This is a genomic window from Pseudomonas sp. NFACC43, from assembly GCF_900119645.1.
Classification (GTDB): Bacteria; Pseudomonadota; Gammaproteobacteria; order Pseudomonadales; family Pseudomonadaceae; genus Aquipseudomonas.
Genome location: NZ_FPKK01000014.1, coordinates 70,513 through 96,746, shown reverse-complemented (window position 1 = coordinate 96,746; position 26,234 = coordinate 70,513). Strand labels below are relative to the sequence as shown.

Annotated in this window: 29 protein-coding genes and 1 tRNA gene; 10 read left to right on the top strand and 20 right to left on the bottom strand. The window is 61.7% G+C overall.

The window, feature by feature from the left end:
• Positions 1-11: 11 nt before the first annotated feature.
• From BT179_RS21730 to BT179_RS21715, 4 genes are all read right to left on the bottom strand, one after another.
• Positions 12-1,298 carry an MFS transporter gene (locus BT179_RS21730; RefSeq protein ID WP_072398721.1) on the bottom strand — a complete coding sequence of 429 codons (1,287 nt, stop codon included), beginning with the start codon at positions 1,296-1,298 and terminating at the stop codon, positions 12-14.
• A 336-nt stretch (positions 1,299-1,634) separates the two neighbouring features.
• On the bottom strand, positions 1,635-2,177 hold the full coding sequence (locus BT179_RS21725; protein WP_072431929.1) for a DUF2937 family protein: 543 nt from the start codon (positions 2,175-2,177) through the stop codon (positions 1,635-1,637).
• 12 nt (positions 2,178-2,189) lie between these two features.
• On the bottom strand, positions 2,190-2,966 hold the full coding sequence (locus BT179_RS21720; protein WP_072431928.1) for a class II glutamine amidotransferase: 777 nt from the start codon (positions 2,964-2,966) through the stop codon (positions 2,190-2,192).
• Between the two features lie 33 nt (positions 2,967-2,999).
• Positions 3,000-3,497: an MFS transporter gene (locus BT179_RS21715; RefSeq protein WP_072431927.1), complete on the bottom strand. Its 498-nt coding sequence runs from the start codon at positions 3,495-3,497 to the stop codon at positions 3,000-3,002.
• Between the two features lie 155 nt (positions 3,498-3,652).
• Between BT179_RS21715 and BT179_RS21710 the strand changes: the two genes are divergently transcribed.
• Together BT179_RS21710 and BT179_RS21705 are read left to right on the top strand one after the other, a co-directional pair.
• A complete protein-coding gene (locus BT179_RS21710) occupies positions 3,653-5,707 on the top strand; it encodes a S9 family peptidase (RefSeq protein ID WP_072431926.1) in 2,055 nt (684 codons plus the stop codon).
• Between the two features lie 286 nt (positions 5,708-5,993).
• A complete protein-coding gene (locus tag BT179_RS21705; RefSeq protein WP_072398716.1) occupies positions 5,994-6,467 on the top strand; it encodes a cyclic nucleotide-binding domain-containing protein in 474 nt (157 codons plus the stop codon).
• Between the two features lie 110 nt (positions 6,468-6,577).
• Here the strand turns inward: BT179_RS21705 and BT179_RS27030 are convergent, their stop codons facing one another.
• On the bottom strand, positions 6,578-6,865 hold the full coding sequence (locus BT179_RS27030; protein WP_072431925.1) for a hypothetical protein: 288 nt from the start codon (positions 6,863-6,865) through the stop codon (positions 6,578-6,580).
• A 145-nt stretch (positions 6,866-7,010) separates the two neighbouring features.
• Between BT179_RS27030 and BT179_RS21695 the strand changes: the two genes are divergently transcribed.
• The 3 genes from BT179_RS21695 (at position 7,011) to BT179_RS21685 (ending at position 8,525) form a co-directional block, all read left to right on the top strand.
• Positions 7,011-7,385: a YajD family HNH nuclease gene (locus tag BT179_RS21695; RefSeq protein WP_003184246.1), complete on the top strand. Its 375-nt coding sequence runs from the start codon at positions 7,011-7,013 to the stop codon at positions 7,383-7,385.
• Positions 7,386-7,599: 214 nt separating this feature from the next.
• Positions 7,600-8,070: an RNA methyltransferase gene (locus BT179_RS21690; RefSeq protein WP_072398714.1), complete on the top strand. Its 471-nt coding sequence runs from the start codon at positions 7,600-7,602 to the stop codon at positions 8,068-8,070.
• A gap of 77 nt (positions 8,071-8,147) precedes the next feature.
• Entirely contained in the window at positions 8,148-8,525 is a 378-nt protein-coding gene (locus BT179_RS21685) for a YgaP family membrane protein (protein ID WP_072398713.1), read from the top strand.
• Between the two features lie 127 nt (positions 8,526-8,652).
• Here BT179_RS21685 and BT179_RS21680 read toward each other — a convergent pair whose 3' ends face one another.
• Positions 8,653-9,882, bottom strand: a complete 1,230-nt coding sequence (locus BT179_RS21680) for a hypothetical protein (protein ID WP_072431924.1) — start codon at positions 9,880-9,882, stop codon at positions 8,653-8,655.
• Positions 9,883-9,914: 32 nt separating this feature from the next.
• Positions 9,915-10,364: a YcgN family cysteine cluster protein gene (locus BT179_RS21675; RefSeq protein ID WP_072398711.1), complete on the bottom strand. Its 450-nt coding sequence runs from the start codon at positions 10,362-10,364 to the stop codon at positions 9,915-9,917.
• A 159-nt stretch (positions 10,365-10,523) separates the two neighbouring features.
• Here BT179_RS21675 and BT179_RS21670 point away from each other — a divergent pair, with 159 nt between their 5' ends.
• Positions 10,524-11,117 carry a nitroreductase family protein gene (locus tag BT179_RS21670; RefSeq protein ID WP_072398710.1) on the top strand — a complete coding sequence of 198 codons (594 nt, stop codon included), beginning with the start codon at positions 10,524-10,526 and terminating at the stop codon, positions 11,115-11,117.
• Between the two features lie 50 nt (positions 11,118-11,167).
• Here BT179_RS21670 and BT179_RS21665 read toward each other — a convergent pair whose 3' ends face one another.
• The 4 genes from BT179_RS21665 to BT179_RS21650 all read right to left on the bottom strand — a co-directional run bounded on the left by BT179_RS21665 (position 11,168) and on the right by BT179_RS21650 (position 15,512).
• Positions 11,168-12,100, bottom strand: coding sequence for a D-2-hydroxyacid dehydrogenase (locus BT179_RS21665; protein ID WP_072431923.1), 933 nt, complete (start codon positions 12,098-12,100; stop codon positions 11,168-11,170).
• Positions 12,101-12,222: 122 nt separating this feature from the next.
• Entirely contained in the window at positions 12,223-12,516 is a 294-nt protein-coding gene (locus BT179_RS21660) for a YcgL domain-containing protein (protein ID WP_053155846.1), read from the bottom strand.
• Positions 12,513-13,646 carry a ribonuclease D gene (gene rnd, locus BT179_RS21655; RefSeq protein ID WP_072398707.1) on the bottom strand — a complete coding sequence of 378 codons (1,134 nt, stop codon included), beginning with the start codon at positions 13,644-13,646 and terminating at the stop codon, positions 12,513-12,515. The genes BT179_RS21660 and rnd overlap by 4 nt, the downstream gene beginning before the upstream one ends.
• Positions 13,647-13,862: 216 nt before the next feature.
• Positions 13,863-15,512, bottom strand: coding sequence for a phosphoethanolamine transferase (locus BT179_RS21650; protein WP_072398706.1), 1,650 nt, complete (start codon positions 15,510-15,512; stop codon positions 13,863-13,865).
• A gap of 341 nt (positions 15,513-15,853) precedes the next feature.
• Here BT179_RS21650 and BT179_RS21645 point away from each other — a divergent pair, with 341 nt between their 5' ends.
• Complete coding sequence (locus tag BT179_RS21645; RefSeq protein ID WP_072398705.1) at positions 15,854-16,786, top strand: LysR family transcriptional regulator; 933 nt, start codon at positions 15,854-15,856, stop codon at positions 16,784-16,786.
• Between the two features lie 3 nt (positions 16,787-16,789).
• On the opposite strand, the gene BT179_RS21640 is transcribed toward BT179_RS21645, so the two are convergent.
• Positions 16,790-17,155, bottom strand: a complete 366-nt coding sequence (locus tag BT179_RS21640) for a 5-carboxymethyl-2-hydroxymuconate Delta-isomerase (RefSeq protein ID WP_072398704.1) — start codon at positions 17,153-17,155, stop codon at positions 16,790-16,792.
• Positions 17,156-17,253: 98 nt separating this feature from the next.
• Positions 17,254-18,186, bottom strand: coding sequence for a LysR family transcriptional regulator (locus BT179_RS21635; RefSeq protein ID WP_072398703.1), 933 nt, complete (start codon positions 18,184-18,186; stop codon positions 17,254-17,256).
• Between the two features lie 147 nt (positions 18,187-18,333).
• Here BT179_RS21635 and BT179_RS21630 point away from each other — a divergent pair, with 147 nt between their 5' ends.
• Both BT179_RS21630 and BT179_RS21625 read left to right on the top strand, forming a co-directional pair.
• On the top strand, positions 18,334-18,525 hold the full coding sequence (locus tag BT179_RS21630) for a YegP family protein (RefSeq protein ID WP_041023896.1): 192 nt from the start codon (positions 18,334-18,336) through the stop codon (positions 18,523-18,525).
• A 100-nt stretch (positions 18,526-18,625) separates the two neighbouring features.
• Positions 18,626-18,994 (top strand): cupin domain-containing protein, encoded by a 369-nt coding sequence (locus BT179_RS21625; protein ID WP_072431922.1) that lies wholly within the window; start codon positions 18,626-18,628, stop codon positions 18,992-18,994.
• 18 nt (positions 18,995-19,012) lie between these two features.
• On the opposite strand, the gene BT179_RS21620 is transcribed toward BT179_RS21625, so the two are convergent.
• The 7 genes from BT179_RS21620 to dapA form a co-directional block, all read right to left on the bottom strand.
• On the bottom strand, positions 19,013-19,783 hold the full coding sequence (locus tag BT179_RS21620; protein WP_072398701.1) for a phytanoyl-CoA dioxygenase family protein: 771 nt from the start codon (positions 19,781-19,783) through the stop codon (positions 19,013-19,015).
• A 13-nt stretch (positions 19,784-19,796) separates the two neighbouring features.
• On the bottom strand, positions 19,797-21,431 hold the full coding sequence (locus BT179_RS21615; RefSeq protein WP_072398700.1) for a methyl-accepting chemotaxis protein: 1,635 nt from the start codon (positions 21,429-21,431) through the stop codon (positions 19,797-19,799).
• 230 nt (positions 21,432-21,661) lie between these two features.
• Positions 21,662-21,751: transfer RNA gene (locus BT179_RS21610), tRNA-Ser, on the bottom strand.
• An 83-nt stretch (positions 21,752-21,834) separates the two neighbouring features.
• Positions 21,835-22,548 (bottom strand): phosphoribosylaminoimidazolesuccinocarboxamide synthase, encoded by a 714-nt coding sequence (gene purC / locus BT179_RS21605; protein ID WP_016963914.1) that lies wholly within the window; start codon positions 22,546-22,548, stop codon positions 21,835-21,837.
• Between the two features lie 26 nt (positions 22,549-22,574).
• On the bottom strand, positions 22,575-23,333 hold the full coding sequence (locus tag BT179_RS21600; protein WP_072398699.1) for an MBL fold metallo-hydrolase: 759 nt from the start codon (positions 23,331-23,333) through the stop codon (positions 22,575-22,577).
• 4 nt (positions 23,334-23,337) lie between these two features.
• Entirely contained in the window at positions 23,338-24,453 is a 1,116-nt protein-coding gene (gene bamC / locus BT179_RS21595; protein ID WP_072398698.1) for an outer membrane protein assembly factor BamC, read from the bottom strand.
• Between the two features lie 17 nt (positions 24,454-24,470).
• Positions 24,471-25,349: a 4-hydroxy-tetrahydrodipicolinate synthase gene (gene dapA / locus BT179_RS21590; protein WP_072398697.1), complete on the bottom strand. Its 879-nt coding sequence runs from the start codon at positions 25,347-25,349 to the stop codon at positions 24,471-24,473.
• 317 nt (positions 25,350-25,666) lie between these two features.
• Between dapA and BT179_RS21585 the strand changes: the two genes are divergently transcribed.
• On the top strand, positions 25,667-26,227 hold the full coding sequence (locus BT179_RS21585) for a glycine cleavage system transcriptional repressor (protein ID WP_003184325.1): 561 nt from the start codon (positions 25,667-25,669) through the stop codon (positions 26,225-26,227).
• Positions 26,228-26,234 lie beyond the last annotated feature (7 nt).

Genomic DNA, 26,234 nt, shown 5'->3' with positions numbered 1-26,234 from the left:
CAGATTAACAGTTACTCGGCTTCCAGCTGCTTGCCTTGGGTTTCCGGCAGGCTCAGGGCTGCCAGGATCACCACGCCGTAGGACACCGCCGCGAACGCACCGATGCCCACGCTCAGCGGTACTTTCTGGCTGAGCAGGCCGATCAACAGGGGAAACAAGGCCGCTACCGCACGCCCGATGTTGTAGCAGAAGCCCTGGCCCGAACCCCGGATTCGCGTGGGAAACAGCTCGGTCAGGAACGAGCCCATGCCACTGAACATGCCGGAAGCGAAGAACCCCAGGGGAAAGCCCAGCCAGAGCATCACGTCGTTGCTCACTGGCACCTGGGTGTACAGCAACACGATGGTGAACGAGCCGATGGCGTAGAGCACGAAGTTCTTCTTGCGCCCCAGGATGTCCGACAGGTAGGCACTGATGACATAGCCGATGTAGGAACCGACGATCACCATCGCCAGGTATCCGCCGGTGCTGAGCACGCTCAAGCCACGCTCATTCTTGAGGAATGTCGGCAGCCAGGAAGTGATGGCGTAGTAGCCACCCAAGGCACCGGTGGTCAGCAGGGAGGCGCGGATCGTGGTGAACAGGATGCCGGGAGCGAAGATCTCGTAGAACTTCGCCGGGTTCTGCGGCGTCAGCCGGGCCTTGGTCTGGTTATAGACTTCCGGGTCCTTGACCAGCCGACGGACGAAAATCACGAACACCGCCGGGACAATGCCGAGGATGAACAGTGCCCGCCAGGCATCTTCCGGTGGCAGCACCGAGAACAGCAGAGCATACAGGATCGCCGTCATGCCCCAGCCCAGGGCCCAGCCCGACTGCACCATGCCGACGGCCTTGCCGCGGTCCTTGGCGCGGATCACCTCGCCCATCAATACTGCGCCGGCGGTCCATTCGCCACCGAAGCCGAAGCCCATCAGCGTGCGGGCGATCAACAGTTGCTCATAGTTCTGGGCGAAGCCACACAGGAAGGTAAAGAACGCGAACCACAGCACCGTCAGTTGCAGGGTACGCACCCGGCCGATACGGTCCGAGAGAATCCCCGCCACCCAGCCGCCGATCGCTGAAGCGATCAGGGTACTGGTGTGGATCAGCCCGGCCTGGCCGGTGGTGATGCCCCACATCGCGATCAGGGTCGGCACCACGAAACTGAGCATCTGAGTGTCCATGCCATCCAGGGCGTAGCCGATCTTGCAGCTCCAGAACGTGCGGCGCTCCTGCTGGTTGATGTTGCGATACCAGTCGAACGGGCCGGACCGGGCCTGGGGCTGGGGGACGCCGAGGGTGTCGGGTGCACTCATGGTGGTTCTCCACGGTTTTATTGTTCTAAGCCTCGACGATGCACGCAGAGACCGGTTGCCCTCGATTCTTGAGCGCGCACGCCATCGCGTCCAACGAATAAAACCTTGGCCGGGTCATAAGAAAAATTTGATTGGTCAGGATGTGGGCCTGGCTGGCAAGTCTGCCCGGGCACCCTTGTGGCGAGGGGATTTATCCCCGCTGGGGCGCCAAGCGCCCCCTGTAAGGCCACCACAGTGTGTCAGGCAGGATCATTTCCATTGCTGCATCGGGGGGGGGCCGCTTCGCTGCCCAGCGGGGATAAATCCCCTCGCCACAGGAGTACTACGAACGCGATGTCAGAGCCCGCGCAGGTCCCGCTCTTCGATCGGCCGGCTCTGGCGCAGGCGCTTGCCGCCCAGCACCACCCAGTCGATCAGACGGAACAGGCATTCGAGGCCGAAAGACAGCAGCATGGCCCCGCCGATGCCCCAGAGCATGGCTTCGGGGGTCAGCAGGATCTGGTAGTTGTAGCCGTTCCAGGTTTCCTTGCGAATGTCCGGATCGGCGGCCAGCGCCACCTGCAGCACTCGGATGTACCACGGCCCCTGCATCGCCTGGAACTGTTTGTCCAATGCCTGCTGGCGCACCAACAGGGTGTTCAGACTGTCGGCATCGCTGCGAAAGATCGGGTCTTCGCTGGCGCGATAATGGGCCACCAATGCCTGCATGTCGCCTTTGAAAAACTGGTTGGCGGTGTCCTGGAAGCCGCGCAGGCCCGTCTGGGCTTCGATCAGGTGCGCCTCGACCCGCTTGGCGTAATCGTTGACGAACCCCGGCACCTGCACCCCCACCAGCAGGCCCACCGCAAACAACACAAGCCGTAGATAACTGAGCAACATAACGTGACGTCCTTATTCGGTATGGCCATGGCTGACACATTCGCCGCGCCGCCACAGGCTCCATTGGCCCGGTTCGTAGCGGGTCCAGGTTTCGTTTTCGGTCAGGGGTTCGGTGGCGATCACCGTGACCACGTCGTTGGGCGTGGTTTCGGCCTGGAAATCCACGATCACGTCCACATCCTTGAGGCGCGCCGGGCCAAACGGTGCACGACGGGTGATCTGGGCCAGTTTGGTCGAGCAATAGCAGAACAGCCAGTCGCCATCGCTGAGCAGGCAGTTGAACACACCCTTGCTGCGGTATTCGCTGCAGGCCTGGATCAAGGACGGCAGCAACGACTCCACCTCGACCGGCTCCGGAAAGGCCTGGCGCACGCGGTTGAGCAGATCGCAGAACGCCGCTTCGCTGTCGGTATCGCCCACCGGCCGATAGAAACTGGCCTGGGGCTGGAAATCGGCGAGCTGGCCATTGTGGGCGAAACACCAGTTGCGCCCCCACAACTCACGCACGAACGGGTGCGTGTTGGACAGGCAGACCTTGCCCACATTGGCCTGGCGGATATGCCCGATCACCACTTCGCTCTTGATGGGATAACGTTGCACCAGGTTCGCCACTTCCGATTCGCTGCTGGCGGCCGGGTCCTGGAACAGACGCAGGCCACGCCCCTCATAAAAGGCGATGCCCCAGCCATCCCGATGCGGGCCGGTCTTGCCGCCGCGCTGCATCAGCCCCGTGAAGCTGAACACGATGTCGGTCGGCACATTGGCGCTCATGCCCAATAACTCACACATGCTCGGACTCTCGCTTGAAGGGGGCAGGCCTGGCTACAGACGCGGTTCGATACGCGAACGCTGAGGGTTTCCCGGCACCGGCGGGCGACCGTAACGGTCATCCCCGGCCACGCCGAACGGGGGTGCATCCTCCACGTCATCGGCGGCGGCAGCGGCTTTCGCGGCAGCGGCCCGCTCCTTGCGAGCGTTGGCGGCACGCTCGATGGGGAAACGGATCAGTACCACGATCAGGTAGAGGCCGAAGGCAATCATGCCGTACATGAACAGATCGGACACCGCCCGCCAGGCGTTGTTGCCGACCTTGAACAGCACGTCCAGGGCCACGATGGCCAGGGCCGGGGCGATCTTTTCCTTTACCGGGTCGACGATGGTGGGGCTGAACAGCAACACGGCCATCAGCAGCCGCAACGGCTCGCGCAACCAGCGCCACATGAAACGCGTCATGCGCATCCATACCAGCAGGCAGCCCAGCGCGGCGAAGGCGTATAGGCCCCAGGCGATCAGATAGTCGTTCTCGGTCATGGTGTCCATGGCAAGGCAGGCAAATAGGCGCTTATAGTAACGGCTTTTCGCGCTTGAGGCTGCCCCGGCGTCTGCCCGGTGAGCTGTGTGGACAGTCCGACCGGCCAACAGAACTAATCGCACAGGTCACCTGTCCTTTTTCGTACAACGTTCGAGAGTCTTTCATGCCCCTATCTGCCCACGTTTCCAACGCCCCGATTGCCCGCAGGGACATCGGCGTCGACCCGTATGCCTGGCTGCAGGAGCGCGACACCGAGGCGGTGCTCGACTATCTCAAGGCCGAAAACAGCTACCAGGAGGCGCAACTGGCCGACCAGGCCGAACTGCGCGAAACCCTGTTCCAGGAGATCAAGGGGCGGATCCTCGAGACCGACCTGTCCCTGCCCTCCCCTTGGGGGCCATACCTGTACTACACCCGCACCACCGCCGGCGATGAGTACCCGCGCCATTACCGCTGCCCGCGTCCGGCCGACGACAGCCTGACCGTGGACGAGAGCCGCGAGCAACTGCTGCTGGACCCGAACGAACTGGCCGGCGGCGGGTTCTTTTCCCTGGGTGCGTTCAGTATCAGCCCCGATCATCAGCGCCTGGCCTACAGCCAGGACACCTCGGGCGATGAGATCTACACCCTGTTCGTGAAGGAGTTGTCCAACGGCAAGGTCAGTGAACTGTCCTTCGAAAACTGCGACGGCAGCATGACCTGGGCCAACGACAGCCTCACGCTGTTTTTCGGCGAGCTGGACGATACCCATCGGCCTCACAAGCTCTGGCGTTATCGGTTGGACGGTACCGCCGCCGAGGAAGTGTTCCATGAGCCGGACGGGCGTTTCTTCCTGCATTGCTACCGTTCAAGTTCCGAGCGGCAACTGATCCTGTCCCTGGGCAGCAAGACCACCAGCGAAGTGTGGGTACTGGACGCGGCGCAGCCCCAACAGCCCTTCACATGCCTGGCGCCCCGGGTGGAAGACCACGAATATGACGTGGACCACGGCCTGCTCGAAGGTCAATGGACGTGGTTTATCCGCAGCAACCGCGACGGCATCAACTTTGCCCTGTACCAGGCACCCGACACCGGCGTGGCGCCGGTCGAGGCCGATTGGCAGAACCTGATCCCCCACAGCGACACGGTGATGATCGACGGCCTGAGCCTGAACGCCGGCGCCATGACCTTGAGCTTGCGCGAGGGCGGGCTGCCCATCATAGAAGTTCACCCACAGGGTTTGCCGGCATATCGGGTGCAATTACCGGACGCAGCCTACAGCCTGCATGTGCAAAACAGCCTGGAATTCGTCAGCGAGCGTATCCGCCTGCGCTATGAGGCCCTGAACCGTCCGGCGCAGATCCGTCAGTTGCAGTTGGCCAGCGGCGAACAGGTGGTGCTCAAGCAAACCCCGGTGCTGGGCCCGTTCGATGCGGACGCCTATGTCAGCCAGCGGCTTTGGGCGAGCGCGCCGGACGGCACGCAAGTACCCATCAGCCTGGTGATCAAGCGCGAAGCCCCTGGCCGGCCGGTGCCTTTGTACCTCTATGGCTATGGCGCCTACGGCGAGAGTCTCGATCCGTGGTTTTCCCATGCCCGGCTGAGCCTGCTCGATCGCGGTGTGGCGTTTGCCATCGCCCATGTACGCGGCGGCGGCGAACTGGGAGAGGCCTGGTATCGCGCGGGCAAACAGGAGCACAAGCACAACACGTTCAGCGACTTCATCGCCTGTGCCGAGCACCTCATCGCCCAGGGTTTCACCACGGCCGAGCAGCTGGCAATCAGCGGCGGCAGCGCCGGAGGCCTGCTGATCGGCGCGGTGCTCAACCAGCGTCCGGAGCTGTTCAAGGTCGCCATTGCCGAAGTGCCGTTCGTCGATGTGCTCAACACGATGCTCGACCCGGACCTGCCATTGACCGTCACCGAATACGACGAATGGGGCAATCCCGAGGAGCCGGCGGTCTATGATCGGATCAAGGCCTACGCCCCGTACGAGAACGTCAGCGCCCAGGCCTATCCGGCGCTGCTGGTGATCGCCGGGTACAACGACAGCCGCGTGCAGTATTGGGAAGCGGCCAAGTGGGTGGCGAAATTGCGTGCCACCAAGACCGACGACAATCCGTTGCTGCTCAAGACTGAACTGGGCGCTGGCCACGGTGGCATGAGCGGTCGCTATCAGGGATTGCGTGACGTAGCGCTCGAATATGCGTTTGTGTTGAAGGTTTTGGGGCTGGTCTGAGGAACTCTGTGGCGTGGTCGGGTCTTAGGCTCTGTACGAAAAGTCTCGAAACACAGGTCAGGCGAGGCAGTTATTCAACGCAGCATGAACGAGTATCAAGGCTTTTCGTACAGAGCCTGGCTCCCTGTACCACTCCCCCCAAGGCGATATAGGGTTTGCCCGCGATAGCGATGTGTCAGTCAATATCGATGCCGACTGATTCGGCGCCATCGCGAGCAACTCGTTCCCACACGGGGTCTTCTTCAATCCGAAACCGCAACAGACACAAGAAAAAGACCGTGAAGACATGCCAGAACCGACCTTACTGAACAATGAAATCCGCGACTGGCTGATGGACTGCGGCCTGTTCGACCAACTGTTGCCCGTGGATTTCGCCGCAGCCTCAGGCTATTTCAGCATCAGCGCCATTGCCCAGGGCGAAGCCATTTTCCGCGAAGGCGATGCCGGCAGTTTCATGTGCATCATCCACACCGGCCAGGTGGCCGTGCAAAAAGCCGGCCCCGACGGTCAGCCCGTGACCATCGCCACCCTGCGCAGCGGCCGGGCATTCGGCGAAATGGCCGTGCTGGACGGTGAACGGCGTTCGGCCAGTTGCATCGCGGCCAGTGATTGCCAGCTGCTGAACCTGGGCAAGGACTCCCTGGAAAAAATGCTCAACGACGCCCCGAAGGTCGCCGCCAAGATCATCCGCGCCCTCGCCGTCTCCCTGTCCAAGCGCCTGCGCATGGCCGATGGACAACTGTTGTCGCAGCAGGTCTAGCACCCTTTATCAGGCCCTTGAAAATCGCTGGCAGGACCAATATGGGCCTGGCTGATCCGATGCCATCGCGAACAGGGTTATTGCCATTGCGCAAGCCAGGCGACTCAGGGCTAACCCCCCGGCGACTTAGCCTTTGGCGGTTTCGACTCCATCCCCGGTAGAGGCTGGTCCTTGGGCGGCCTGGGCATCTCGATGGGCGGCAGCAACGGCGGCCCACCGCTGCCGGGCCCCGCCTGGGGCGCGCTGCGAGGAACCACAGGCGGGTATGGCATGGGTGTAGCGGTACCGGGCGAACCGGGGATGCTCGGCGGACTCACCGGGATCGTCGGCTGCTGGCCGTGTGCCCAACCGATCGAAAGTATCGCCAGGACGACCGCCGTTAGCAGGGTGCGCTTCATCAATGGCTCCGTGGCTATTGTCCATGTAAGGCTAGCTGCTGCTCGGGGGTTTGCCTTGCCGGTGCATCAACCGGCATCGCGAAGGCCGGCAGTGCTGAGCTAAACTCTGTTCAACCGTCATCAGTCTTCTCCAAAAGGTGAACCCATGAGTTCGTCCACACCGCCGTCCAATACCGCCAAGCTGGACCGCATCCTCGCCGACGCCCAGCGCGACCGGGAAATGGGTTATCGCGACAAAGCCCTGAAAATGTATCCCCATGTCTGCGGCCGCTGCGCGCGTGAATTCTCTGGCAAGCGCTTGAGCGAACTGACCGTTCATCACCGCGACCACAACCACGACAACAACCCGCAGGACGGCTCCAACTGGGAGCTGCTGTGCCTGTATTGCCACGACAACGAGCATTCGCGCTACACCGACCAGCAGTATTTCGGGGACGGTTCCCTGAGCACGCCGAAGATCGCGAAGGCGACCCACAACCCTTTCGCCGCGCTGGCCGGGTTGATGAAAAAGGACGAGTGAACGCTGCCACCCGAGAGATCTCACCCCAGTGTTCCAAAGTCCGTCGAGCGTTTTTCAGGGGGCAGGCCCGCTCTCACAGGTGAGCGGGCCATAGCAGCGCCAATGTGGAAACGAACCTGCTCGCGATAGCGATGCAAGAGCTTGCCCCATCGCGAACTCACCCCACTTCCGCATTCCCCGTATAATCGCGCCTTTTACCAAAGGCATCCTGCCCGTGGCCAACAAACGCTACAGCTGCATCGGTCTGTTCAACCCCAAGTCGCCGGAAAACGTCGGTTCGGTCATGCGTGCCGCCGGCTGCTACGGCGTGGCGTCGGTGTTCTACACCGGCAAGCGCTATGAACGCGCCGCCGACTTCGTCACCGACACCAAGAAAGTGCATTACGACATTCCCTTGATCGGCATCGACGACCTGAAAAAAATCCTGCCCCTGGGCTGCGTACCGGTGGCCGTTGAGCTGGTGGAAGGCGCCCGCCCCCTGCCCGAATACACGCATCCGGACCGGGCCCTGTACATCTTCGGCCCCGAAGACGGCTCGCTGGACAAGGACATCCGCGACTGGTGCGAGGATGTGGTGTACATCCCCACCAACGGCTGCATGAACCTGGCCGCCACCGTCAACGTCGTGCTCTACGACCGCATGGCCAAGGGCAACAACACACGCTCGGGGCCGCAATTCCGCTGACCGGTGCGAAATTCCATTGAACGACGGATCTGCTCCGACAGTCAGTTTTATACAAATTCCCATACCGGAGACAGATCATGAGCGATAACAATCCGTTCGAGCCGATTGAGTCCACCCCTTTTCAGTCCCGTCCCGTGCAAAACGTACATGGCTGGGAGCGCGCGGGCTCCCTGGCCGGCGGTGTGCTGATGATGGGCAAGGGCCTGCGTCGTGGCGGCATCATCGGTCTGGCTCAGTTGGCCATCGGCGGCATGGCGCTGGCCCGGGGCATCACCGGGCATTGCTCGGCCAAGACGCTGCTGGAAAAGAATCGTCAGAACCTGCGCAACGCACGCGCGCGGATCGAGCAGGCCGGCGATGAACTGACCCGCATGAAGGCCAACGCCGAAGCGGCGACCCACACGGCCACGGTGACGGGGAATGATTCGTTGAGTTCGCCCAAGGCGGGGCTTTGATCGGGCAGATGCAACTGCGCTGATGGCCTTGGCGCCAACAGGCTCGCTCACACATTGATCGGATCGGACACAGATGATGTGCCCCTGAAGAACCAACGTGGGGACGAGCCTGCTCGCGATGGCAGTGTCACTGGAGCAAGCGTGTATCCAGCACCGTAGAGCCCGCCCCCAGGATATTTTCGCTGAGCTGGACAAATTCCTCGGTATCGATCGTTTCCAGGCGCATCGCCGCTTGCAGGACATCGTCCAGGGAGCGTTTGTTACGGGTCTTCAAGCGAATCTCCCGATCCAGCTCCTGCAGCAACAACACCGCCCTGGCCACCGTCGCCGGGTTGACCTGCTCGCCGCGCAACGTCGTCACGCCCTTGCTGTCCCGGGCTAGGCGTTCATTCAGGGCCTGATAGCGGTCATCACTCATGCCGCCGGCGCGGCGCAGCAATTCCACGCCGTAATACTCGGCCAGGCCTTCGCTGATCCAGTCGCTGCGCTCGCTGTCGTTGATGCGCACGAGCGCCTGCACCAACTCGCGCAGCAACGGGCTGTTGCCCCGTTCGCTGACCAGCGGCGGCCGGCTGTGCAGATAGATCGACTCATGACCGGCCTGGGCTCCCCGCCAGAAAGGATCGGCCGCGCCAACGATCAACAGCTTCGGCGGGTGCCGCGGGATCAGCGCCTGCACCTGCGGCCAGACGAACGTCAGCAGGGTCAGGACGTCCATCCGGCGCATGCCCTGGCCCTGGGGCGATGCGACTGTCACTTCGGTTTCGCCCAGGCGCGCGCGGCGACTGCCGAGCTTGCCGGCAAGTATCCAGCCCGTGGGACGGTCGAACAGGCGTGACGGGTTATCGATGCGAAAGCGTTGCTTACCAATGCGCGGCCAAGGCGTTTCGACGCTTTTCCAGCCATCGGGCAATGCCACTTCCAGGCGGGCTACCAGTTCCACACCGTCCTGCTGGTCGAGCCGGGCCGCCGGCACCAGGTCGTCGCCGCGCAACAACGCCCAGCCCGGGGTCATGCGGGTTTCGAAAGCGCCGCTCTTGCGCTCATGGCTGATGCGCACGCGATAGCTCAGGCTCGCCTTGTCGGGGCCCGGTTGCCAGACGCCTCGGGCCTCCTGGCCGGAGGTGAGCTGCCACTTCCCGTCTGCCTTGAAGTCGCTGTAGCGGCTACCGTCGCCCAGGTCGAAATCCAGGCTACGCACTGCCGAACCCCGTGCCAGGGTCAAGCGCACCTCGGCCTGGTCGCTTTTTGGCAACAGATGGACGTGATAGTCCAGGTCGACTTTCTGCGCCGCCCACAGCGGTCCGCTCAACGCCAGCCACCCAAGGACCAGCGTGCGTCTCAATCCTTCAGCCATGCACTTCCCCTGGTGTCGCGACGTCCGGTGGCTCAACCGGCGCGGAATATCAGATGGTCTTCCCAGTCATCTTCGGCCACGCTGCCTTCGGCCAGCATGCGCCCGGACTGGGAAATGCGCTCATGGTGCACGGCGTCGCGGTCGCCGCAGACCAGGTGATGCCACAGCGGCAGGTCCTTGCCTTCGCTGACCAACCGGTAACCGCAGGTCGGCGGCAACCATTTGAACTCGTCGGCCTTGCCCGGCGTGAGCTGGATGCAATCGGGCACGAAATCGCGACGGTTGGGGTAGTTGGTGCACTGGCAGGTCTTGAGGTCCAGCAGTTTGCAGGCGATGCGCGTGTAATAGACGCTGTTGTCTTCTTCATCCTCGAGCTTTTGCAGGCAGCAAAGACCGCAACCGTCACACAGCGACTCCCATTCCTGAGCATCGAGCTGATCGAGGGTCTTGCGTATCCAGAAGGGTTCGACTTTGGCGGCCATGGCTCGGGCATCAACATCAGGTGGTGAAAAGGCCGACAGTCTAGTGCCGGGGCCTCGCCAGGCCAAGCATTGGCGACTGTCGGTAGGCGGGGCTTGTCAGGCCGGGCAACGGGCAGTAGGTTGCGTCATTCCCGTCCCGAACCCGAGCAGGTCATCTTCATGAGCGCCAATCCCCGCATCGCCGATTACGCCATCCACCCGCAATTCATCGAACGCTGGTCTCCGCGCGCGTTCACCGGCGAGCCGATTGCCGAAGAAACCCTGATGGGCTTTTTCGAAGCCGCGCGCTGGGCGCCGTCGGCCTACAACTCGCAACCCTGGCGTTTCCTCTACGCACGCCGCGACACGCCGAACTGGGAGCGCTTCCTGGGCCTGCTCAACGAGTTCAATCGCAGTTGGGCCCAGCACGCCTCGGCATTGGTGATCGTCGTCTCGAAAACCACCTTCGCAGTACCCGGTGCCACCGAGGAAACCCCGGCTCAGAGCCACACTTTCGATACGGGAGCGGCCTGGGGTCACCTGGCGCTGCAAGCCAGCCTCAGTGGCTGGCATACCCACGGCATGGCCGGTTTCGACCACGAACTGACCCGCCAGGAACTGAAGATTCCCCAGGGCTACGCCCTGCACGCGGCCGTGGCGATCGGCAAGCTGGGGGACAAGTCCACCCTGGCCGAATACCTCCAGGCCCGGGAAACCCCAAGCCCGCGCCGGCCGTTGAGCGAGCTGGTGGCCGAAGGCGATTTCACCCTGTAGTCCTGCGCCAGCGTGGGGGCGAATGCGCTCCCACGACCGGTCCGGCCGTCTCAATAACCCCGGGCGAAGTCCACTTCCCCGCGCAGGGCTTCGCCCGCCTGATAGGCCCGCAGGTTTTCCAGGAACAATTGCACCAGCATCGGAGGCGATGTCGGTGCCGAGCTGTGACCGGTCAGCAACAGGCCCCATGCCGTCCAGAACGGGTGACGCTGCGGCAGCGGCTCCTGGCGGCAGACGTCGATCACCGCGCCGGCCAGGTGCCCGTCCTTCAAGGCCTGCACCAGGTCCGCGTCCACCACGGCCACGCCGCGACCGGCATTGATGAACAGCCCGGTAGGCTTGAATTGCCTGAACAGCGCCGTGTCATACACGTCGTGGGTCTGGGGCGTGTTGGGCAGCAGGTTGATGACGTAGTCCACCTCACCGACCAGGCGCGGCAGGTCCTTCATCGTCCCAACCTCGAGGAAAGGCGCCAGCTCCCGTGCCTCGCTGGCGATGCCATAGAGCTGCACGCCAAAGGGCACGAGGAACTTCGCCACACACTGGCCGATATCGCCGGTCCCTACAATCAACGCCTTGCGCCCCGCCAGGCCTTGCCCCTGGCGGTTGTCCCACTTGCGCTCCACCTGGCTGACCAACCGCGCCAGCACTTCGCGTTCATGGCCAAGCATGTAGGTGAGCACGTATTCGGCCATCAGCTGGCCGAAAATGCCCACGGCGCGGGTCAGACGATAGTCCCGCGTCAGGCCCTCGGCCAACAACGGCGTAATGCCTGCCCAGGTCGATTGCAGCCAGCGGGGTCGATGGCCCTGACGCAACAGCGTCGCCAGCAGATCGGGCTGGCCAAGCCAGACTGGACAGTCGCTGGCCAGGCGCGACAGTTCGGCGGAGTCGCCGCTGGTCAGGACTTCGAGATCGGGTGCAGCCTGGCGCAGCAACTGGGCATACACCGCGTGGTCGTGTTCGGCAATCAGAACGCGCATGAATCAAACCTTTCAAAAACAGTGCAGACGACTGCCGACAGAGTGTCGCTCCATCCATGCGGCAATCGCCAGGAAATCCAGTATCGTTCAAGAGGCGCCAGGACAGGCGCCCCTGGGGTGCGTCAGACCGGGTCGTTGCGGCGCAGCAACTCTTCGGGCAGATGCTCGATGTATTCGTCTTCGGCCGGTGGCATCTGCAAGTGATACCCCTGGGTGTCGAGGTTCTCCAGCACCTTGTTGATGTCCTCGCGGGACAGCTGTCGCTCGGGGCTCAGCACCAGGTCGAACACATGGGTCGCCTTGCCGAAGGCAGCCAACAATGGCTCGGGTACCCGCGCCAGTGCATCGCTCTTGAGCACATAGAGGTACATCTCGTTTTTCTTCGAGCTGCGGTAAATGGAGCAGATACGTTTCAAGGCTGTTCTCCGGCAGTGGCCAGGCTATCGAGCAGTGCCTGGCCCATCAATTCGCGGCGCCAGCCACGCAGCGAATCGGGCAATTGGTAAGGACCCTCGGGGAAGCCGCTCTTGATCAGCGCTTCGAGGGTTTTCTTGCGCAGCATCAGTTCCGGGGCGATGCCCAGGCGTTCGGCCTCGGCCTGCCCCAGTGCCCGCAGTCGCTTGACCAGCGCCGAAGCCTCGATGGGCAACGGCTCTGGCACGGCCGGGGGCCATTGCTCGGGCGGCACGTTGGCGGCGCGTTTAATCAGGTCCAGCAAAAACTCGCCATCCTGGCGCACGGTACGTGGGTGCATGTCCTCGATTTTCGCCAGGGCACCGAGGTTATCCGGTTGGGTACGGGCCAGGGGCCATAGGGAATGCTCGCGTATGATCCGGTTGCGTGGCAGGTCACGGGCCCGCGCCTCCCGCTCACGCCAGGCGCATAGTTCCCGCAGCACGGCCAGTTGGGCGCGGGAGAGTTTCCAGGCCAGCTTGGCTTCGCGGTAGACCTCGTAAGGATCGACTTCGCGGCGCAGGTTGGCGACCAGCTCGGCGCCGTCTTCCAGAACCCAGGCGTACTTCTCATCGGAAAGCTTCGGGCGCAGTTGTACGAAAACTTCCGCCAGGTGCACTGCATCTTCGGCGGCGTAGCTGATCTGCGTCTCGGACAAGGGCCGCTGCAACCAGTCGGAACGGGTCTCGCCCTTGGGCAGCTCGATACCCAGCACGTCCTGCACCAACCGCGAATAGCCCATGGAGAAACCCAGGTTCAGGTAGGCGGCGGCCAACTGGGTGTCGAACAATGGAGCGGGCAGGCTGCCCGTCAGGCGCAACAGCACTTCAAGGTCTTCGCTGCAGGCGTGCAGCACCTTGAGCACCGCCGGGTTTTCCAACAATGCCGCCAGGGGCTGCCAGTTATCGATGGTCAAGGGGTCGATCAGATAGGCACGCGTGCCATCGCCGATCTGCAGCAGGCCGGCAATGGGGTAAAAGGTGTCGACCCGCATGAATTCGGTGTCGAGGGCGACGAATGGCAACTGTTGCCATTCGGCGCAAAACCGACCGAGGCTATCGTTGTCGCGAATCCAGTGAATATCGATGGCCACACGGCTCTCCCTTGAAGAATGGCGCGCAGTATATATCGCCGTCAGCGATTGCGAGCATCCATAGAGCAAGAGCCTGAGAGAAATCGCCTGCGCAACGGCAAGAATAGTCCTACATTTTGATTTATTGCTCGACAGCAGTCAGGGCGTCACTCGGACATGCCCGCCGCTAAAGGGGCGGTCCGATGAAAGATTGAACGCCCCGGATGAAAGCAAACATCATTGGCGAGCCAGCACTCCATCGATCACGGCGCCGCGACAGTTGGCGAACATGTCCAGATCCGGGTTGTAGACCTTGCTGTTGACCTCCAGCAACCCAAGCATCGAATGGAACAGGTTGTCCTGGGACAGGGGCTTTTCCCGACTCAGTTGAAGGCAATGGGTGTCGACCGAAAAGGACTTCTGATAGCTGTCGGAAAACCAGGCGAGCATTGCCACGTGCTTCTGCTGCTCAGGGGCCAGCATATAGGGCGTGCCATGCAGGAACAGGTTGTATTCGCCCAGGGACTCGCCATGGTCCGACAGATACAGCATGGCCGTGTCGACCTTGTCCTGATTGGCCCGCAACAGGTCGATCAAGGTCGATAGCACGTGATCGGTGTACACCAAAGTGTTGTCGTAGCCGTTGACGATGCTTTCGCGACTGCAATTGTTCAACGCGTTGCTTTCGCACACTGGGGTGAAATGTTCGTACTGCTTGGGATAACGCTTGAAGTATTCCGGCCCGTGGCTGCCCATCTGGTGCAAGACCAGCACCGTATCCTTGTCCAGGGTGTCGATGAAATGCTGCAGCCCCTGCAACAGGATCTCGTCGCGACATTCGCTATTGGCGCACAGGTCCGGGTCCTTGAGATTGCTCACGTCCTGAACGGTGACCCGGTCGCAGGTGCCCTTGCAGCCGGACTGGTTGTCCCGCCAGATCACCTCCAGGCCGGCGCGCTTGAGCACGTCCAACAGGCCTTCTTCGTTCCTGGCCTTGCTGGCGTCATAATTCTTGCGCCCCATGTTGGAAAACATGCACGGCACCGACACAGCGGTTTCGGTGCCGCAGGAATGCACGTCGGTGAAGGCGATCAGGCCGGCCTCGTGGTCCAGGTTCGGCGTGGTGTCGCGGTTATAGCCGAGGATGCCGAAGTTCTCGGCGCGGGCGCTCTCCCCTACCACCAGTACGGTGAGGGACTTGCGGGCATGGGTCTGCCAGGCCGGATCGCGACTCGCATCCTCCCCCAGCCTGATGAACGGTTGTTCGGCGGACGCGACCTGCTCACGCAGGTAGCCGAATGAGGCGCCGATGTAGTTGCTCGGCACGACCATCAGGCGCAACTCGTGGTGGTTGCGAAACAATGACGACAATCCTTGGTAATTGATCAACGCGACCCCACCGATGACGGCCGCAGAAACCATACCAACCAATAACTTGCTTAATAACTCCCTGGGCCACCGGCGATAATTGATTGGCATCTTCCACAACAACCAGGACGGCAAGACGCCGAGCAATCCCAAGTAGGCAAACAACTTCAATGACAATAGATCACGTACTTCCGTGGCGTTGGTTTCGGCGAAGTTGCGAAACATGCCGGCATCGATCAGCACACCGTACTGGGCCATGAAATAGGCAACGCCGGCGCTGATCAAGAACAGCAGTATCAACACGGGCTTGAGCACTGGACGGAACGCCACGAGGGTGAGCACCAGGTTGAAGGCACAGAAGATCATCACGACAAATGCCAGGCCCATCAGCATGCCCCGGCCATCGGTCGCCGTGATGCTCAGCAAGTGCTCCCATAGAACAGTGTTGAAGGCAACGAGTAAAAAGGCACTGGCGACCAGCGTCACCCACTCGGGGCGCACGGCTTTAATAGGCAGCATAATGATTGATGGCTTCCTGAAAGTTGCTCTTTGAAAAAGAACTGCCGAAACTAAGTGTGAAAATTCGTTTTTCACGGCAACACAAACTTTAGGTAGGCCACCATCAATTTTTCGTGAAAAAGTTGCTACTAAATTATTTTTTAAGAGGCACACATCAAGTGTCGGGGCGGCAGCCGAAGCGGGCCGGACTCGTCTTCGTGCCTGTCGTGTTCCCTACACTATCTGTCCCGTTCCCGACCGTGAAACAGCCTGCGCGGCATTCACTTGGAACCATCGTTCCGCTAGGATCATCGGTCTGGTTTGCGCAAGATCCGCGCAAGGAGCACAGCGAGAAGCAACGGATGCTGAACAGTAACTCCCTCAGAAAGCTGGATATGCAGGACCTCATGGTGTTTAGCGCCGTGTACGAGCAAAGCAGCGTCAGCGGCGTGTCCGAGGCATTGTGTGTCAGCCAGTCAACGGTCAGCTACTGCCTGAAGAAATTGCGCACCTGTTTCAAGGACGAATTGTTCGTCAACACCCGCACCGGCATGCGCCCCACCTATAAAGCCGTAGGCATGTACGACCATGTGCGCAGCATCCTGCAAAGCATCAACCGGTGCCATGACGGTGCCCCCACCTTCGATCCCACCCGGCACGCCGTCACGTTCAACATCTGCGCGCCGGAATACTTCGAACAACTGATCCTGCCGAAGCTGCTCCAGGACTTCGACTATGCGGACCTGCCGGTGGCGATAAACATGCACAAGCTCGAGACGGACATCCCCGCCCAGGGCCTGCGCGACGGCAGCCTGGACCTGGTGATCTGCTTCGGCCCGCACTTCCACAGCGACCATGCCGACTTCAGATCCCGGCAATTGCTGGAAGATGACCTGGTCTGTGTGCTGGATAGGCAGGCGGCGCCACTGGAGCCGCAATTGAACCTTCGATCTTTCGTACAGCGCCGGCACGTTTTTCCGTCGCCCTGGATCTCATCCACCAACATGGTGGACGGCTGGCTGTCACGGCAGGCACACCAGCGACAGATTGCAGCGCGCGCCAATAGCTACAGCGCGGCCTTGAAGATGATCACCGGCACCCACTTCATCCTGACCCTGCCTCGCCGCATCCAGAGGCTGCTGGCCGACGAGGCGGTGTTCAGTCACTGCGAAGCTCCCAAGGGGCTGCCAGGGTTTACCTTGAACATGCAATGGAGCCAGGCAGCCGACCAGGACAGCGCCAATGCCTGGCTGCGAGAACAGATCGTCAAGGCTTGCGCCGGGCTTGATGCCTGAGTTTCAGTTTTCGATGACAGCCTTGGCGTAGGAGCCCCGGTCCATGTCCGCCATTTCCACGCTGCACTGCACGCTGAGCCCTGCCGGCCATGGGCCCAGCTCCTGGAGCACCGCCAGCAGGCTGTCGGCCAGTTGTTTCTTGATCTCCGGCGAACGGCCACTGAGCAAGGAGAGTTTCACATGCACGAAACCTCGCTCGCCCAGACCGGTGCCCACCCGAAAATGCTCGACTTTCCTGGCGCGGCTCTTGATATCCGACTCGGCCGCGAACTGACCGGACGCCACCAGCGCATTATTCAGGCGCAGCAAAGCCACATCGGCATTCAACTGGGGCAGATTGGGGGTGTACTCGAGGTGCAGGTGGGGCATGTTTCGACTCCGGTTCGAAATAAGGCGATGTGGATTCCAGCCGACGCAACCATACCCCGCCTGGCTTCCCGGGCACAGCCTTGCGTGACAAGAGGCGATCAGGAATGCTCGGGTTGTCCCGATGGCCCACGATTGCCCATGAACGCCTCCAGCCGTGAGCGCAACCAGCGTTCGGCCGGGTCGTTGTCGACATGGCTCAGCCAGACCATCGACAGGTCCAGGGTCGGGGTCTTGAATGGAAAGGGCTCGTTGAATAACTGGCCCGAAGCCGCCATGGCGGTGGCGGTATAGTCCGGCAGGCTGGCGATCAGGTCGGTACCCGCCAGCAACGCCGGCAACGCGCTGTACTGTGGCACCGAAAGCACGACCTGGCGCTTGCGCCCGATCTCGGCCAGCCATTCGTCAGCCAGACCGGCGACGTTCGCCGTGTGAGACACCAGCACGTGGGGCCTCGAGCAGTATTCATCCAGGGTCAGCGGCGAGTCCGACGCATCGGCTCGCAATACCCGCGGCTGAATCTGCCGTAGCAGCTTGCGCTTGGCGTTGGCCGGCAATCCCCGGGTCTGGCTGATTCCCACGGTGATATCACCCGCTGCCAACAAATCGGGGATGCGCCAGTAATCGACGTGCTGGACCACGAACACGACCTGCGGCGCCTCCCGTCGCAAGCTGTGCAGCAGCGGCGGCAACAGGCCGAACTCGACATCGTCCGACAGACCGATGCGAAACGTCATGGTACTGCTGGCGGGATCGAAATCATGGGTCAGGCTCAACGCCGCCGACAGCGAATCCAGCGCCGGCGAAAGGTGCTGGAAAAGTTCCTCGGCCCGGGCCGTGGGCTCCATGCGATGACCGACACGAATGAACAGCGGATCATTGAACCGCGTACGCAATCGATTGAGGGCCGAACTGATGGCCGGCTGGCCGAGGAACAGCTTTTCCGCCGCCCGGGTCACGTTGCGCTCAAGCATCAGCGTTTCGAACACCACCATCAGGTTGATATCGGCCTTGCGTAATTCGCTACGGTTCATCCATGGTTCCCCAGAGGCTGTCATGAATAGCAATATCTCATAACCCTTGGAAACGTATTTGCGATAGCGAAAATTTTAAGCTTGGCTAGGCTTTCGACGACATGTTCAAAACATGTCTTGAATGAGTAAATCGCAGGGAGCGAATCGATGTATTTTGAGATCTACAGACAGACCCGAGGCACCCAGAGCAGCGGAAAAGGCCAATGGCGCTGGCGCTTGAGGGCCGGCAACCACGAGACGATCGCCAGCGGCGAGTCCTATGTGAACAAGGCTGACTGCCTGCATGTCATCGGACTGATCAAGAATGTCCAAGGCGAGACGCCTGTGAAGGAGATCTGAAGCAGCGTCGCGCGCACCGCCCATAAGCTGCTTCGCCGGGCCGCCCAGCCTGGGGAACAGCTTTGTGTGGCTTCCCCCACTCCAAAGCGAGCATTCCTCGATGGCCATACAGCATTCACCTGTCAACTTCGCTCAGAAATGCGCCCTGTTCCAGGATCAGTGGGCACCAAAAGTCGTGGCTGAAATGAACGACTACCAATTCAAGGTTGCCCGGCTCGAAGGCGACTTCATCTGGCATTCCCACGCCGACACCGATGAAACCTTCATCGTGCTGGAGGGCGAACTCCGTATCGACTTCCGGGACGGCTGGGTGACCATCGGCGCGGGCGAAATGTATGTCGTCAAGAAAGGCATCGAACATCGGCCCAGCGCCGCCCGGGAGGCGAAAGTACTGCTGATCGAACCTCGGGGCGTCATCAACACGGGCGAAACCCATGAGCGAACCGCGCAGAACGATGTCTGGATCTGACCGGACCACGAAACAGGGTCAATCGTATTCGGCTTCCAGATGATCGCCCAACAGGCGCCGTTGGCGAGGGGTCGCGGCCGCGAGCACGGCAGGGTTGAACTGCCAGTGCAGGTATGGAGAGAACTTCTGCGCCATCATGCGTCGGCCATAGTGCACTTGCAGCAGGTAACGCGAGCGGTCGACGGTCCGGTTGTCACTGCCGGCATGCCACAACTCGCTACGCAGCACCAGCACGTCGCCAGCCCGGCATAACACTGGCTGCGCGGAACGTCCCGCCCATTGCGTCTCGCCTGCCACGGGCGCGCGTCCCGCCCGGTGGCTGCCAGGAATGACGCGTGTCGGGCTCAGATCGGCATCGATATCGTCGAGGTAGAACTGGGCGGTGAAAATCTGCATCGGCAAGTCGAAGGCCGGATCAAGCAGCAGGCTCGGCGGCAACTCCATCATCAGGTAGTCCAGGTGCAACGGGGCACCGACGAAACCGGGGTGGCAGCGCCAGGCGGTCTGGCCGATGATATGGCAATCATCCCCCAGGGCCGCTTCCGCCAGTTCGATGACGCCGTCCACATCGAGATAGGGCAACCAGAACGGGTCGCGATTGAAGACGCATTTGTAGTGATCGATGACGCCGCTGTAGTCCCAATGCATGGGCTTCAGTGCGTCGATGGCCCGGCGCAGGTCGACAATCTGCGAACGGCCCAACACGGCGGGCAGCAGGACGAAACCGTCCTGGTGCAGGGCGCGCAGGCGCTCATGAGTGAGCGCCGCGTCAGACTTGGAAACAGGCACTGTCGCGTTTGCCTCAGGTGCGGAAACGGCCGGTCAGTTCCGCCAGGCTCCTCGACAGGCTGGAGAGCTGCTGGCTGGCGTGCATGCTCTGGGCGGAATTCTCTGCCGCTTCGTTGGACAGGTCACGGATATCGGAAATGTTCCGGGCGATCTCCTCGGTCACGCTGCTCTGCTCTTCACAGGCATTGGCGATCTGTGCGGCCATGTCGTTGATGCGCTCGATGGAGCCACTGGTGCCACTGAGCACCTGATCCACACCCGCAGCGCGCTCGACACTGTCGCGGGCCTTGCTGCTGCCGACCTGCATGGCTTGTACAGCCTTGGCGACCCCGCTCTGCAGGCGCTCGATACGCACCTGGATGTCCTTGGTCGAATCCTGGGTACGCGCCGCCAGGGCCCGGACCTCATCGGCCACCACGGCGAAACCACGGCCCTGCTCGCCAGCCCGTGCGGCCTCGATGGCAGCGTTGAGTGCAAGCAGGTTGGTTTGTTCGGCAATGCCGCGAATCACTTCAAGGACGGCACCGATGCTGGAGGTTTCCTGGGCAAGGGCCTCGATGGTGCCCGAGGCACTCTCCACTTCCTGGGCCAACTGGCGGATCGATTCGATCGTGCTGGTGACGACTTCGGCACCATCCCGGGAGCGGCTGCTGGCTTGCTGCGCGGCGTCCGAGGCACTCACCGCGTTATGGGCCACTTCGTGTACAGCCGCGCTCATCTGGGTCGCAGCGGTGCTGACCTGATCGAGGGCCGCATGTTCGCTGCTGATCAATTGATCGTTGGTGGCGGCCATGCTGGCCATGGCACGAGCCGCAGCCTCCACCTCTCCGGTCACCCGGCCCACCTCGGCGATCAGTGGCTGAAGCTTGTCGAGGAAACGGTTGAAGGCGGTGCCAAGCTGTCCCAGCTCGTCAGCCGAACGCACTTCAAGACGCCCTTTCAGATCGCCACCACCCTCGGCAATCTGCTCGACGCGGTGAAGCAGACGACGCATGGGCGTCAGCACCACAAGCGGCAGGACAAGAATCACCAGGATGCCCCCGAGCAGACCGACCAGCAGGATGCCGCCTTGAAAAATCCCTACGGCCTCACCGCGCTCGATCGCTGCGTCCCCTTCCCGGTGCGAGGCCTCTTCCTCCAGTTCGCCCAGCTTGTCGATATCATCGCGCATCGCCTCGAACAGACGCTCACTGTCAGAAAAACTCAAGGCGCTGGCCGCTTGCGGGTCCCCCACGGACAACTCGATCACGCGCCGGGAAACCTGGGTCCATTGGGCAAAGCGCTCGTTGAACTGACTCACCAGCGCCAACGCATCGGCCCCAGGCTGCATCGCTGCGTATTTCTGGACACGGTCATAGGCTTGCTTCGTATTTTCCCCATGGCTGGCGCTCAAGGCTTTCAAGTGCTCGTCCGCATGGCCGTCCAGCAGACTGCGCTCGGCCACGAAAGCCTGGTAGAGATCACGGTCAGCGTTGAGCAGCAGGCTGATGGCAGGCAGATAACGCTTGGTCAACTGCGTGCTGGATTCGGTGACCTCACCGATGCCCCGCATGCCAGACCAGCCCATGAGCACCAGCAACACCACGAGAAAAGCGATGGGCAGGGTAATTTTCCAGCGGAAGCCAAGGTCGGCAAAGAACCGCAACATGGTGTCGCTCCTTTCATGAGGATTGACTTGCCTATCGGCAGACATGTCTTGAGCTATAGACCATTTATCCAATTGTCACAAAACAAGTGACACTGCCGATCGCTCAACAACAAGGCTCGGAGGCCTGCCTCGGTGCGGATTTGCCTAGCGCTTGCTGCCCTTCGAAGCAGCATTTGCATCCCGGAAACGAAAAAACCCCACAGACACAAATCTGTGGGGTTTTCGAATAATGGCGGAGAGATAGGGATTTGAACCCTAGGTACTGTTGCCAGTACAACGGATTTCGAATCCGTCCCGTTCGGCCACTCCGGCATCTCTCCAGTGGCGCGCATCATACCAGCACATTCGCCGGAAGCGAACCCCCGTGCGAATTTTTTTCCGTGCTATCAGATGCTTGCGTCGATTACAGCGGCACACCCAGACGCTGGGCGACTTCTTCGTAGGCTTCGATCACGTCGCCGAGGCCCTGGCGGAAGCGGTCCTTGTCCATTTTTTTCTTGGTGGCCTTGTCCCAGAGGCGGCAGCCATCCGGGCTGAATTCGTCGCCCAGGACGATGGAGCCGTCGCTGAACACGCCGAACTCGAGCTTGAAGTCCACCAGCAGCAGGCCGGCGTCGTCGAACAATTTGCTCAGAACTTCGTTGACCTTGAGGGACAGCTCCTTCATCCGGGCCAGTTGCTCGGCGGTGCCCCAGCCGAACGCCACGACGTGGGATTCGTTGATGAACGGGTCGCCCTTGGCGTCGTCCTTCAGGAACAGTTCGAAGGTGTAGGGGTTAAGCTTCATGCCCTCTTCCACACCCAGGCGCTTGACCAGGCTGCCGGCGGCGTAGTTACGCACGACGCATTCCACCGGGATCATGTCCAGCTTCTTGACCAGGCATTCGTTGTCGCCCAGCAGCTTGTCGAACTGGGTCGGCACGCCGGCTGCTTCGAGCTTCTGCATGATGAAGGCGTTGAACTTGTTGTTCACCATGCCCTTGCGGTCGAGCTGCTCGATGCGCTTGCCGTCGAACGCCGAGGTGTCGTTGCGAAACAGCAGGATCAAGCGGTCGGCGTCATCGGTCTTGTAAACCGACTTGGCTTTGCCGCGGTAGAGTTCTTCACGTTTTTCCATGATGGGCTCCGCTTGCTAAGTATGGGCTAGGCGATATGTCGCCAGTCGAGCCCTGAATCTTGATCGGCCAGTTGCAGCCAGTCCGGGTCGCACCCGAGGGTGTCGACAAAACATTGCCGGGCCAGCTGCGGCAGGTTGTTCTTGCTGCTCAGATGGGCCAGGACCAGGTGTTGCAAGCCCTGCCAGCCCAACTCGGCCACCAGGTACGCCGCCTGGTGGTTGTTCAAATGTCCTCGCTCCCCGCCTACCCGCTGCTTGAGAAAGTAAGGGTAATAACCACGGGCCAGCATGTCGCGACAGTGATTGGACTCGATCATCAACGCATCGAGATCCCGGTAGCTATCCATGACCCTGTCGCAATACGAGCCCAGGTCGGTCAGCAAACCGAAGCGCCGTTCACCGTCGCTGAATACATACTGCGTCGGCTCCAGGGCATCGTGGGCCACACTGACCACGCTGATATCCAGAGCACCTATGCGCAGCTGCTCGCCACCGGTCACGAAACCGGCCGGCTCGATGGGCTTGCGCAGACCACCCAGCGTACCGCGGCTGAGGTAGACCGGAAGATTGTAGCGCCGAGACAGCAAACCCACGCCATGCACGTGGTCGGCATGTTCGTGGGTCACGAGTATCGCGCTCAGTTGCGCCGGATGCACCCCAAGGCGCAACAGGCGCTTCTCGGTTTCCCGCAAGGAGAAACCACAATCGACCAGCACATAGGTCCCAGCGCTGGCTACCAGCGTGCCGTTCCCTTGGCTACCGCTGCCGAGAACGGCGAAACGCATCGGATCAGCCCAGGTTGTCCTGAATCACGCTCAACACCTTGCGGGCCACATCGGCCGGCGCCACGGTGTTGATGTTCTTCTCGACCGTCACCTGGACGTTGTCGCCCACCTTGCTCAGGCGAACCTGATAGCGCTCAGCACGGGCTTCGATTTCTTCCTTGTCCGGCTTGCTACCGAACAGGCCACTGAAGAAGCCGGGCTTCTCGTCTGGCTTGTCGGCTTTTTCGGCGAGGTTGATGTAGTACAGGCCCAGGCTGCGGTTGATGTCTTCGACCCGCCATTCGCCCTGCTCCAGCGCACGCCCCACACTGGACCAGGCACGGTCCAGGTCGGAACCGACGTTGAGCACCGGGTTGCCGCTGCCGTCTTCACTCAGGCTGACTCGGCTCGGCGTGTCGAAATCACGGGAGGCCAGCATCGAGACCGAACCGCCCTGTTCGGCGGAGCGGCTCATGCTGGCGAGCATGTCGTCCACCAGCGCAGCGTCGAGGCCGGTATTGACCGAACGGTTGGTGAATGCCACGTCGGCGGTGCTGCCGGCGGGACGCTCGGCGCTGACCACGTAGACTTCACTGGTGTTGCGCTGGACGCCAGGCTCGATGCGCACGCGAACGCGGGTTTCGCTGTCGGAGCCGACGCCGGCGGCGCCCAGGCGCTTGCCCATGGCGGCGGACAGCTCATCGGCACGTTGCCAGGATGTGGTGAATTCGCCGGTCTGCGGACGCTGTTCGTCCAGGCGGAAACCGTTGTCCTGGAAGAACTGGATCGCCACGGGCCAGACTTCGGCCGGCGGGTGCTGGGCCATGACCCAGCGAGTATCGCCGCTCTTCTGCAGGGTGTAGTCGCTGGCATCGGCCACGGCCGACAGGGGTTGTGGACGCGGGACGACGTACTCGCCCTTGACGCTGTCGTCAGCCACGTTGCGCGGGATCGGCAACAGCGGATCCAGGCGCTTGGCGACGTGGACATCCGGCGGCAGTTGCATCGGTGCAGTCTGTTGTGCGCTGAGGTAATCGCTACCACGGTCGCGGAAATAACCTTCCGGCCCCCAGATCCACCCGCAGCCACTGGTGCTGGAGATAATCAAGGCAAGTGCGGAAAGTCCGGCCATTCGCTTCATGCGTTGTACTTCCTCAATTAAACCAGGACGCCGGACTGGCGCATGGCCTGCCGCAGCGGTTCTTGACAGGTATTGCTGAGCCAGGTGAGCGGCAGGCGAATGCCCTCCTGCATCAGGCCCATTTCCACCAGCGCCCATTTCACCGGGATCGGGTTGGCTTCGATGAACAGGTCCCTGTGCAACGGCATCAGTTTTTCGTTGATTGCCCGAGCGGTGGTGGCGTCGCCCTTGAGTGCCGCCTCGCACATGTCGGCCATTTCCCGGGGAGCGACGTTGGCGGTAACGGAGATGTTGCCCTTGCCACCCATCAGGATCAGTTCGACCGCCGTCGGATCATCGCCGGACAGCAGGATGAAATCCTTGTCCACGCCATCGAGGATGGCCTTGGCGCGCTTGAGGTCGCCGGTGGCTTCCTTGATGCCGATGATGTTCGGGATGGTGGAGAGACGAATCACGGTCTCGGCCTGCATGTCGCAGGAGGTGCGGCCGGGAACGTTATAGAGGATCTGCGGGATGTCGACCGCTTCGGCAATGTGCTTGAAGTGCTGGTACAGGCCTTCCTGGGTCGGCTTGTTGTAGTACGGGACCACCAGCAGGCAGGCATCGGCGCCGGCTTCCTTGGCGTTGCGGGTCAGCTCGACGGCTTCGCGGGTCGAGTTGGCGCCGGTGCCGGCGATCACCGGAATGCGCCCGTCGACCTGCTTGACCACGGCCCGGATGACTTCGATATGTTCATTGACGTCGAGGGTCGCCGACTCGCCGGTGGTGCCGACGGCGACGATGGCATGGGTACCGTTTTCAAGGTGGAAGTCCACGAGTTTGCTGAGGCTGACCCAGTCAAGACGCCCTTGTGCATCCATGGGTGTGACCAGTGCCACCATACTGCCCGCAATCATGAAACCGCTCCTGCCGGAAAAAGAGAGCCGTAATGGTACTGGCGCCAAGATGCTTGTACAAGCGAACTCCCATTCCCCTTGGCGATGGTTTTCGCTACCCTTCAGACTTTGATCGGTACCGATAAGCTCATATGCCGGTTCCCAGCCTCCGTTTTCGTCGCCACAAGCCCCGATCCTGCGTTTGCCCTGGTGCATTTCCCGTTGTTGCGGAACGCACGGCAATCCCAGGCACAGGGCTTGAGCCGTTCGGTTTTCGTGGGCAGGGCATCGTGTCGAGTGACAAAGGTCCCGACCGCTCATCGCTTTAGGAATGCTGCATGTCCACCCCCACAGTCCGCGAACAATTCCTTGTTATCAGTGCCCTTGGCGCCAACCCCATGGAGCTGACTAACGTCCTGTGCCGCGCCAGCCATGAAAACCGCTGCGCCGTCGTGACCTCACGCCTGACCCGTCACGGCGAATGCAGTGCGCTCGTGCTTGAGATCTCCGGCAGCTGGGACGCCCTGGCCCGCCTGGAAGGCAGCCTGCCGGTGCTGGCCAAGAAGCATGCCTTCACCGTCAACGTGGTGCGCAGCGCAGCCCTGGAAAACCGTCCCCAGGCCCTGCCCTACGTGGCTTATGTGAGTTCGGCCTATCGCCCGGACATCATCAATGAGCTGTGCCAGTTCTTCATGGACCATCACGTCGAGCTGGAAAACCTGACCTGTGACACCTACCAGGCTCCGCAGACCGGCGGCACCATGCTCAACGCCACGTTCACCGTGACGCTGCCGGCCGGCACCCAGATCAGTTGGCTGCGCGATCAGTTCCTGGACTTCGCCGATGCGATGAACCTGGATGCGCTGATCGAACCGTGGCGCCCACAAAACCCAATGTAAGGAAGCG

What these genes read in the sequence shown, in the direction of transcription:
- BT179_RS21730 (WP_072398721.1), bottom strand. Translation starts at nt 1,298, where the DNA reads ATGAGTGCACCCGACACCCTCGGCGTCCCCCAGCCCCAGGCCCGGTCC.
- BT179_RS21725 (WP_072431929.1), bottom strand. Translation starts at nt 2,177, where the DNA reads ATGTTGCTCAGTTATCTACGGCTTGTGTTGTTTGCGGTGGGCCTGCTG.
- BT179_RS21720 (WP_072431928.1), bottom strand. Translation starts at nt 2,966, where the DNA reads ATGTGTGAGTTATTGGGCATGAGCGCCAATGTGCCGACCGACATCGTG.
- BT179_RS21715 (WP_072431927.1), bottom strand. Translation starts at nt 3,497, where the DNA reads ATGGACACCATGACCGAGAACGACTATCTGATCGCCTGGGGCCTATAC.
- BT179_RS21710 (WP_072431926.1), top strand. Translation starts at nt 3,653, where the DNA reads ATGCCCCTATCTGCCCACGTTTCCAACGCCCCGATTGCCCGCAGGGAC.
- BT179_RS21705 (WP_072398716.1), top strand. Translation starts at nt 5,994, where the DNA reads ATGCCAGAACCGACCTTACTGAACAATGAAATCCGCGACTGGCTGATG.
- BT179_RS27030 (WP_072431925.1), bottom strand. Translation starts at nt 6,865, where the DNA reads ATGAAGCGCACCCTGCTAACGGCGGTCGTCCTGGCGATACTTTCGATC.
- BT179_RS21695 (WP_003184246.1), top strand. Translation starts at nt 7,011, where the DNA reads ATGAGTTCGTCCACACCGCCGTCCAATACCGCCAAGCTGGACCGCATC.
- BT179_RS21685 (WP_072398713.1), top strand. Translation starts at nt 8,148, where the DNA reads ATGAGCGATAACAATCCGTTCGAGCCGATTGAGTCCACCCCTTTTCAG.
- BT179_RS21680 (WP_072431924.1), bottom strand. Translation starts at nt 9,882, where the DNA reads ATGGCTGAAGGATTGAGACGCACGCTGGTCCTTGGGTGGCTGGCGTTG.
- BT179_RS21675 (WP_072398711.1), bottom strand. Translation starts at nt 10,364, where the DNA reads ATGGCCGCCAAAGTCGAACCCTTCTGGATACGCAAGACCCTCGATCAG.
- BT179_RS21670 (WP_072398710.1), top strand. Translation starts at nt 10,524, where the DNA reads ATGAGCGCCAATCCCCGCATCGCCGATTACGCCATCCACCCGCAATTC.
- BT179_RS21665 (WP_072431923.1), bottom strand. Translation starts at nt 12,100, where the DNA reads ATGCGCGTTCTGATTGCCGAACACGACCACGCGGTGTATGCCCAGTTG.
- BT179_RS21650 (WP_072398706.1), bottom strand. Translation starts at nt 15,512, where the DNA reads ATGCTGCCTATTAAAGCCGTGCGCCCCGAGTGGGTGACGCTGGTCGCC.
- BT179_RS21645 (WP_072398705.1), top strand. Translation starts at nt 15,854, where the DNA reads ATGCTGAACAGTAACTCCCTCAGAAAGCTGGATATGCAGGACCTCATG.
- BT179_RS21640 (WP_072398704.1), bottom strand. Translation starts at nt 17,155, where the DNA reads ATGCCCCACCTGCACCTCGAGTACACCCCCAATCTGCCCCAGTTGAAT.
- BT179_RS21635 (WP_072398703.1), bottom strand. Translation starts at nt 18,186, where the DNA reads ATGAACCGTAGCGAATTACGCAAGGCCGATATCAACCTGATGGTGGTG.
- BT179_RS21630 (WP_041023896.1), top strand. Translation starts at nt 18,334, where the DNA reads ATGTATTTTGAGATCTACAGACAGACCCGAGGCACCCAGAGCAGCGGA.
- BT179_RS21625 (WP_072431922.1), top strand. Translation starts at nt 18,626, where the DNA reads ATGGCCATACAGCATTCACCTGTCAACTTCGCTCAGAAATGCGCCCTG.
- BT179_RS21615 (WP_072398700.1), bottom strand. Translation starts at nt 21,431, where the DNA reads ATGTTGCGGTTCTTTGCCGACCTTGGCTTCCGCTGGAAAATTACCCTG.
- purC (WP_016963914.1), bottom strand. Translation starts at nt 22,548, where the DNA reads ATGGAAAAACGTGAAGAACTCTACCGCGGCAAAGCCAAGTCGGTTTAC.
- BT179_RS21600 (WP_072398699.1), bottom strand. Translation starts at nt 23,333, where the DNA reads ATGCGTTTCGCCGTTCTCGGCAGCGGTAGCCAAGGGAACGGCACGCTG.
- bamC (WP_072398698.1), bottom strand. Translation starts at nt 24,453, where the DNA reads ATGAAGCGAATGGCCGGACTTTCCGCACTTGCCTTGATTATCTCCAGC.
- dapA (WP_072398697.1), bottom strand. Translation starts at nt 25,349, where the DNA reads ATGATTGCGGGCAGTATGGTGGCACTGGTCACACCCATGGATGCACAA.
- BT179_RS21585 (WP_003184325.1), top strand. Translation starts at nt 25,667, where the DNA reads ATGTCCACCCCCACAGTCCGCGAACAATTCCTTGTTATCAGTGCCCTT.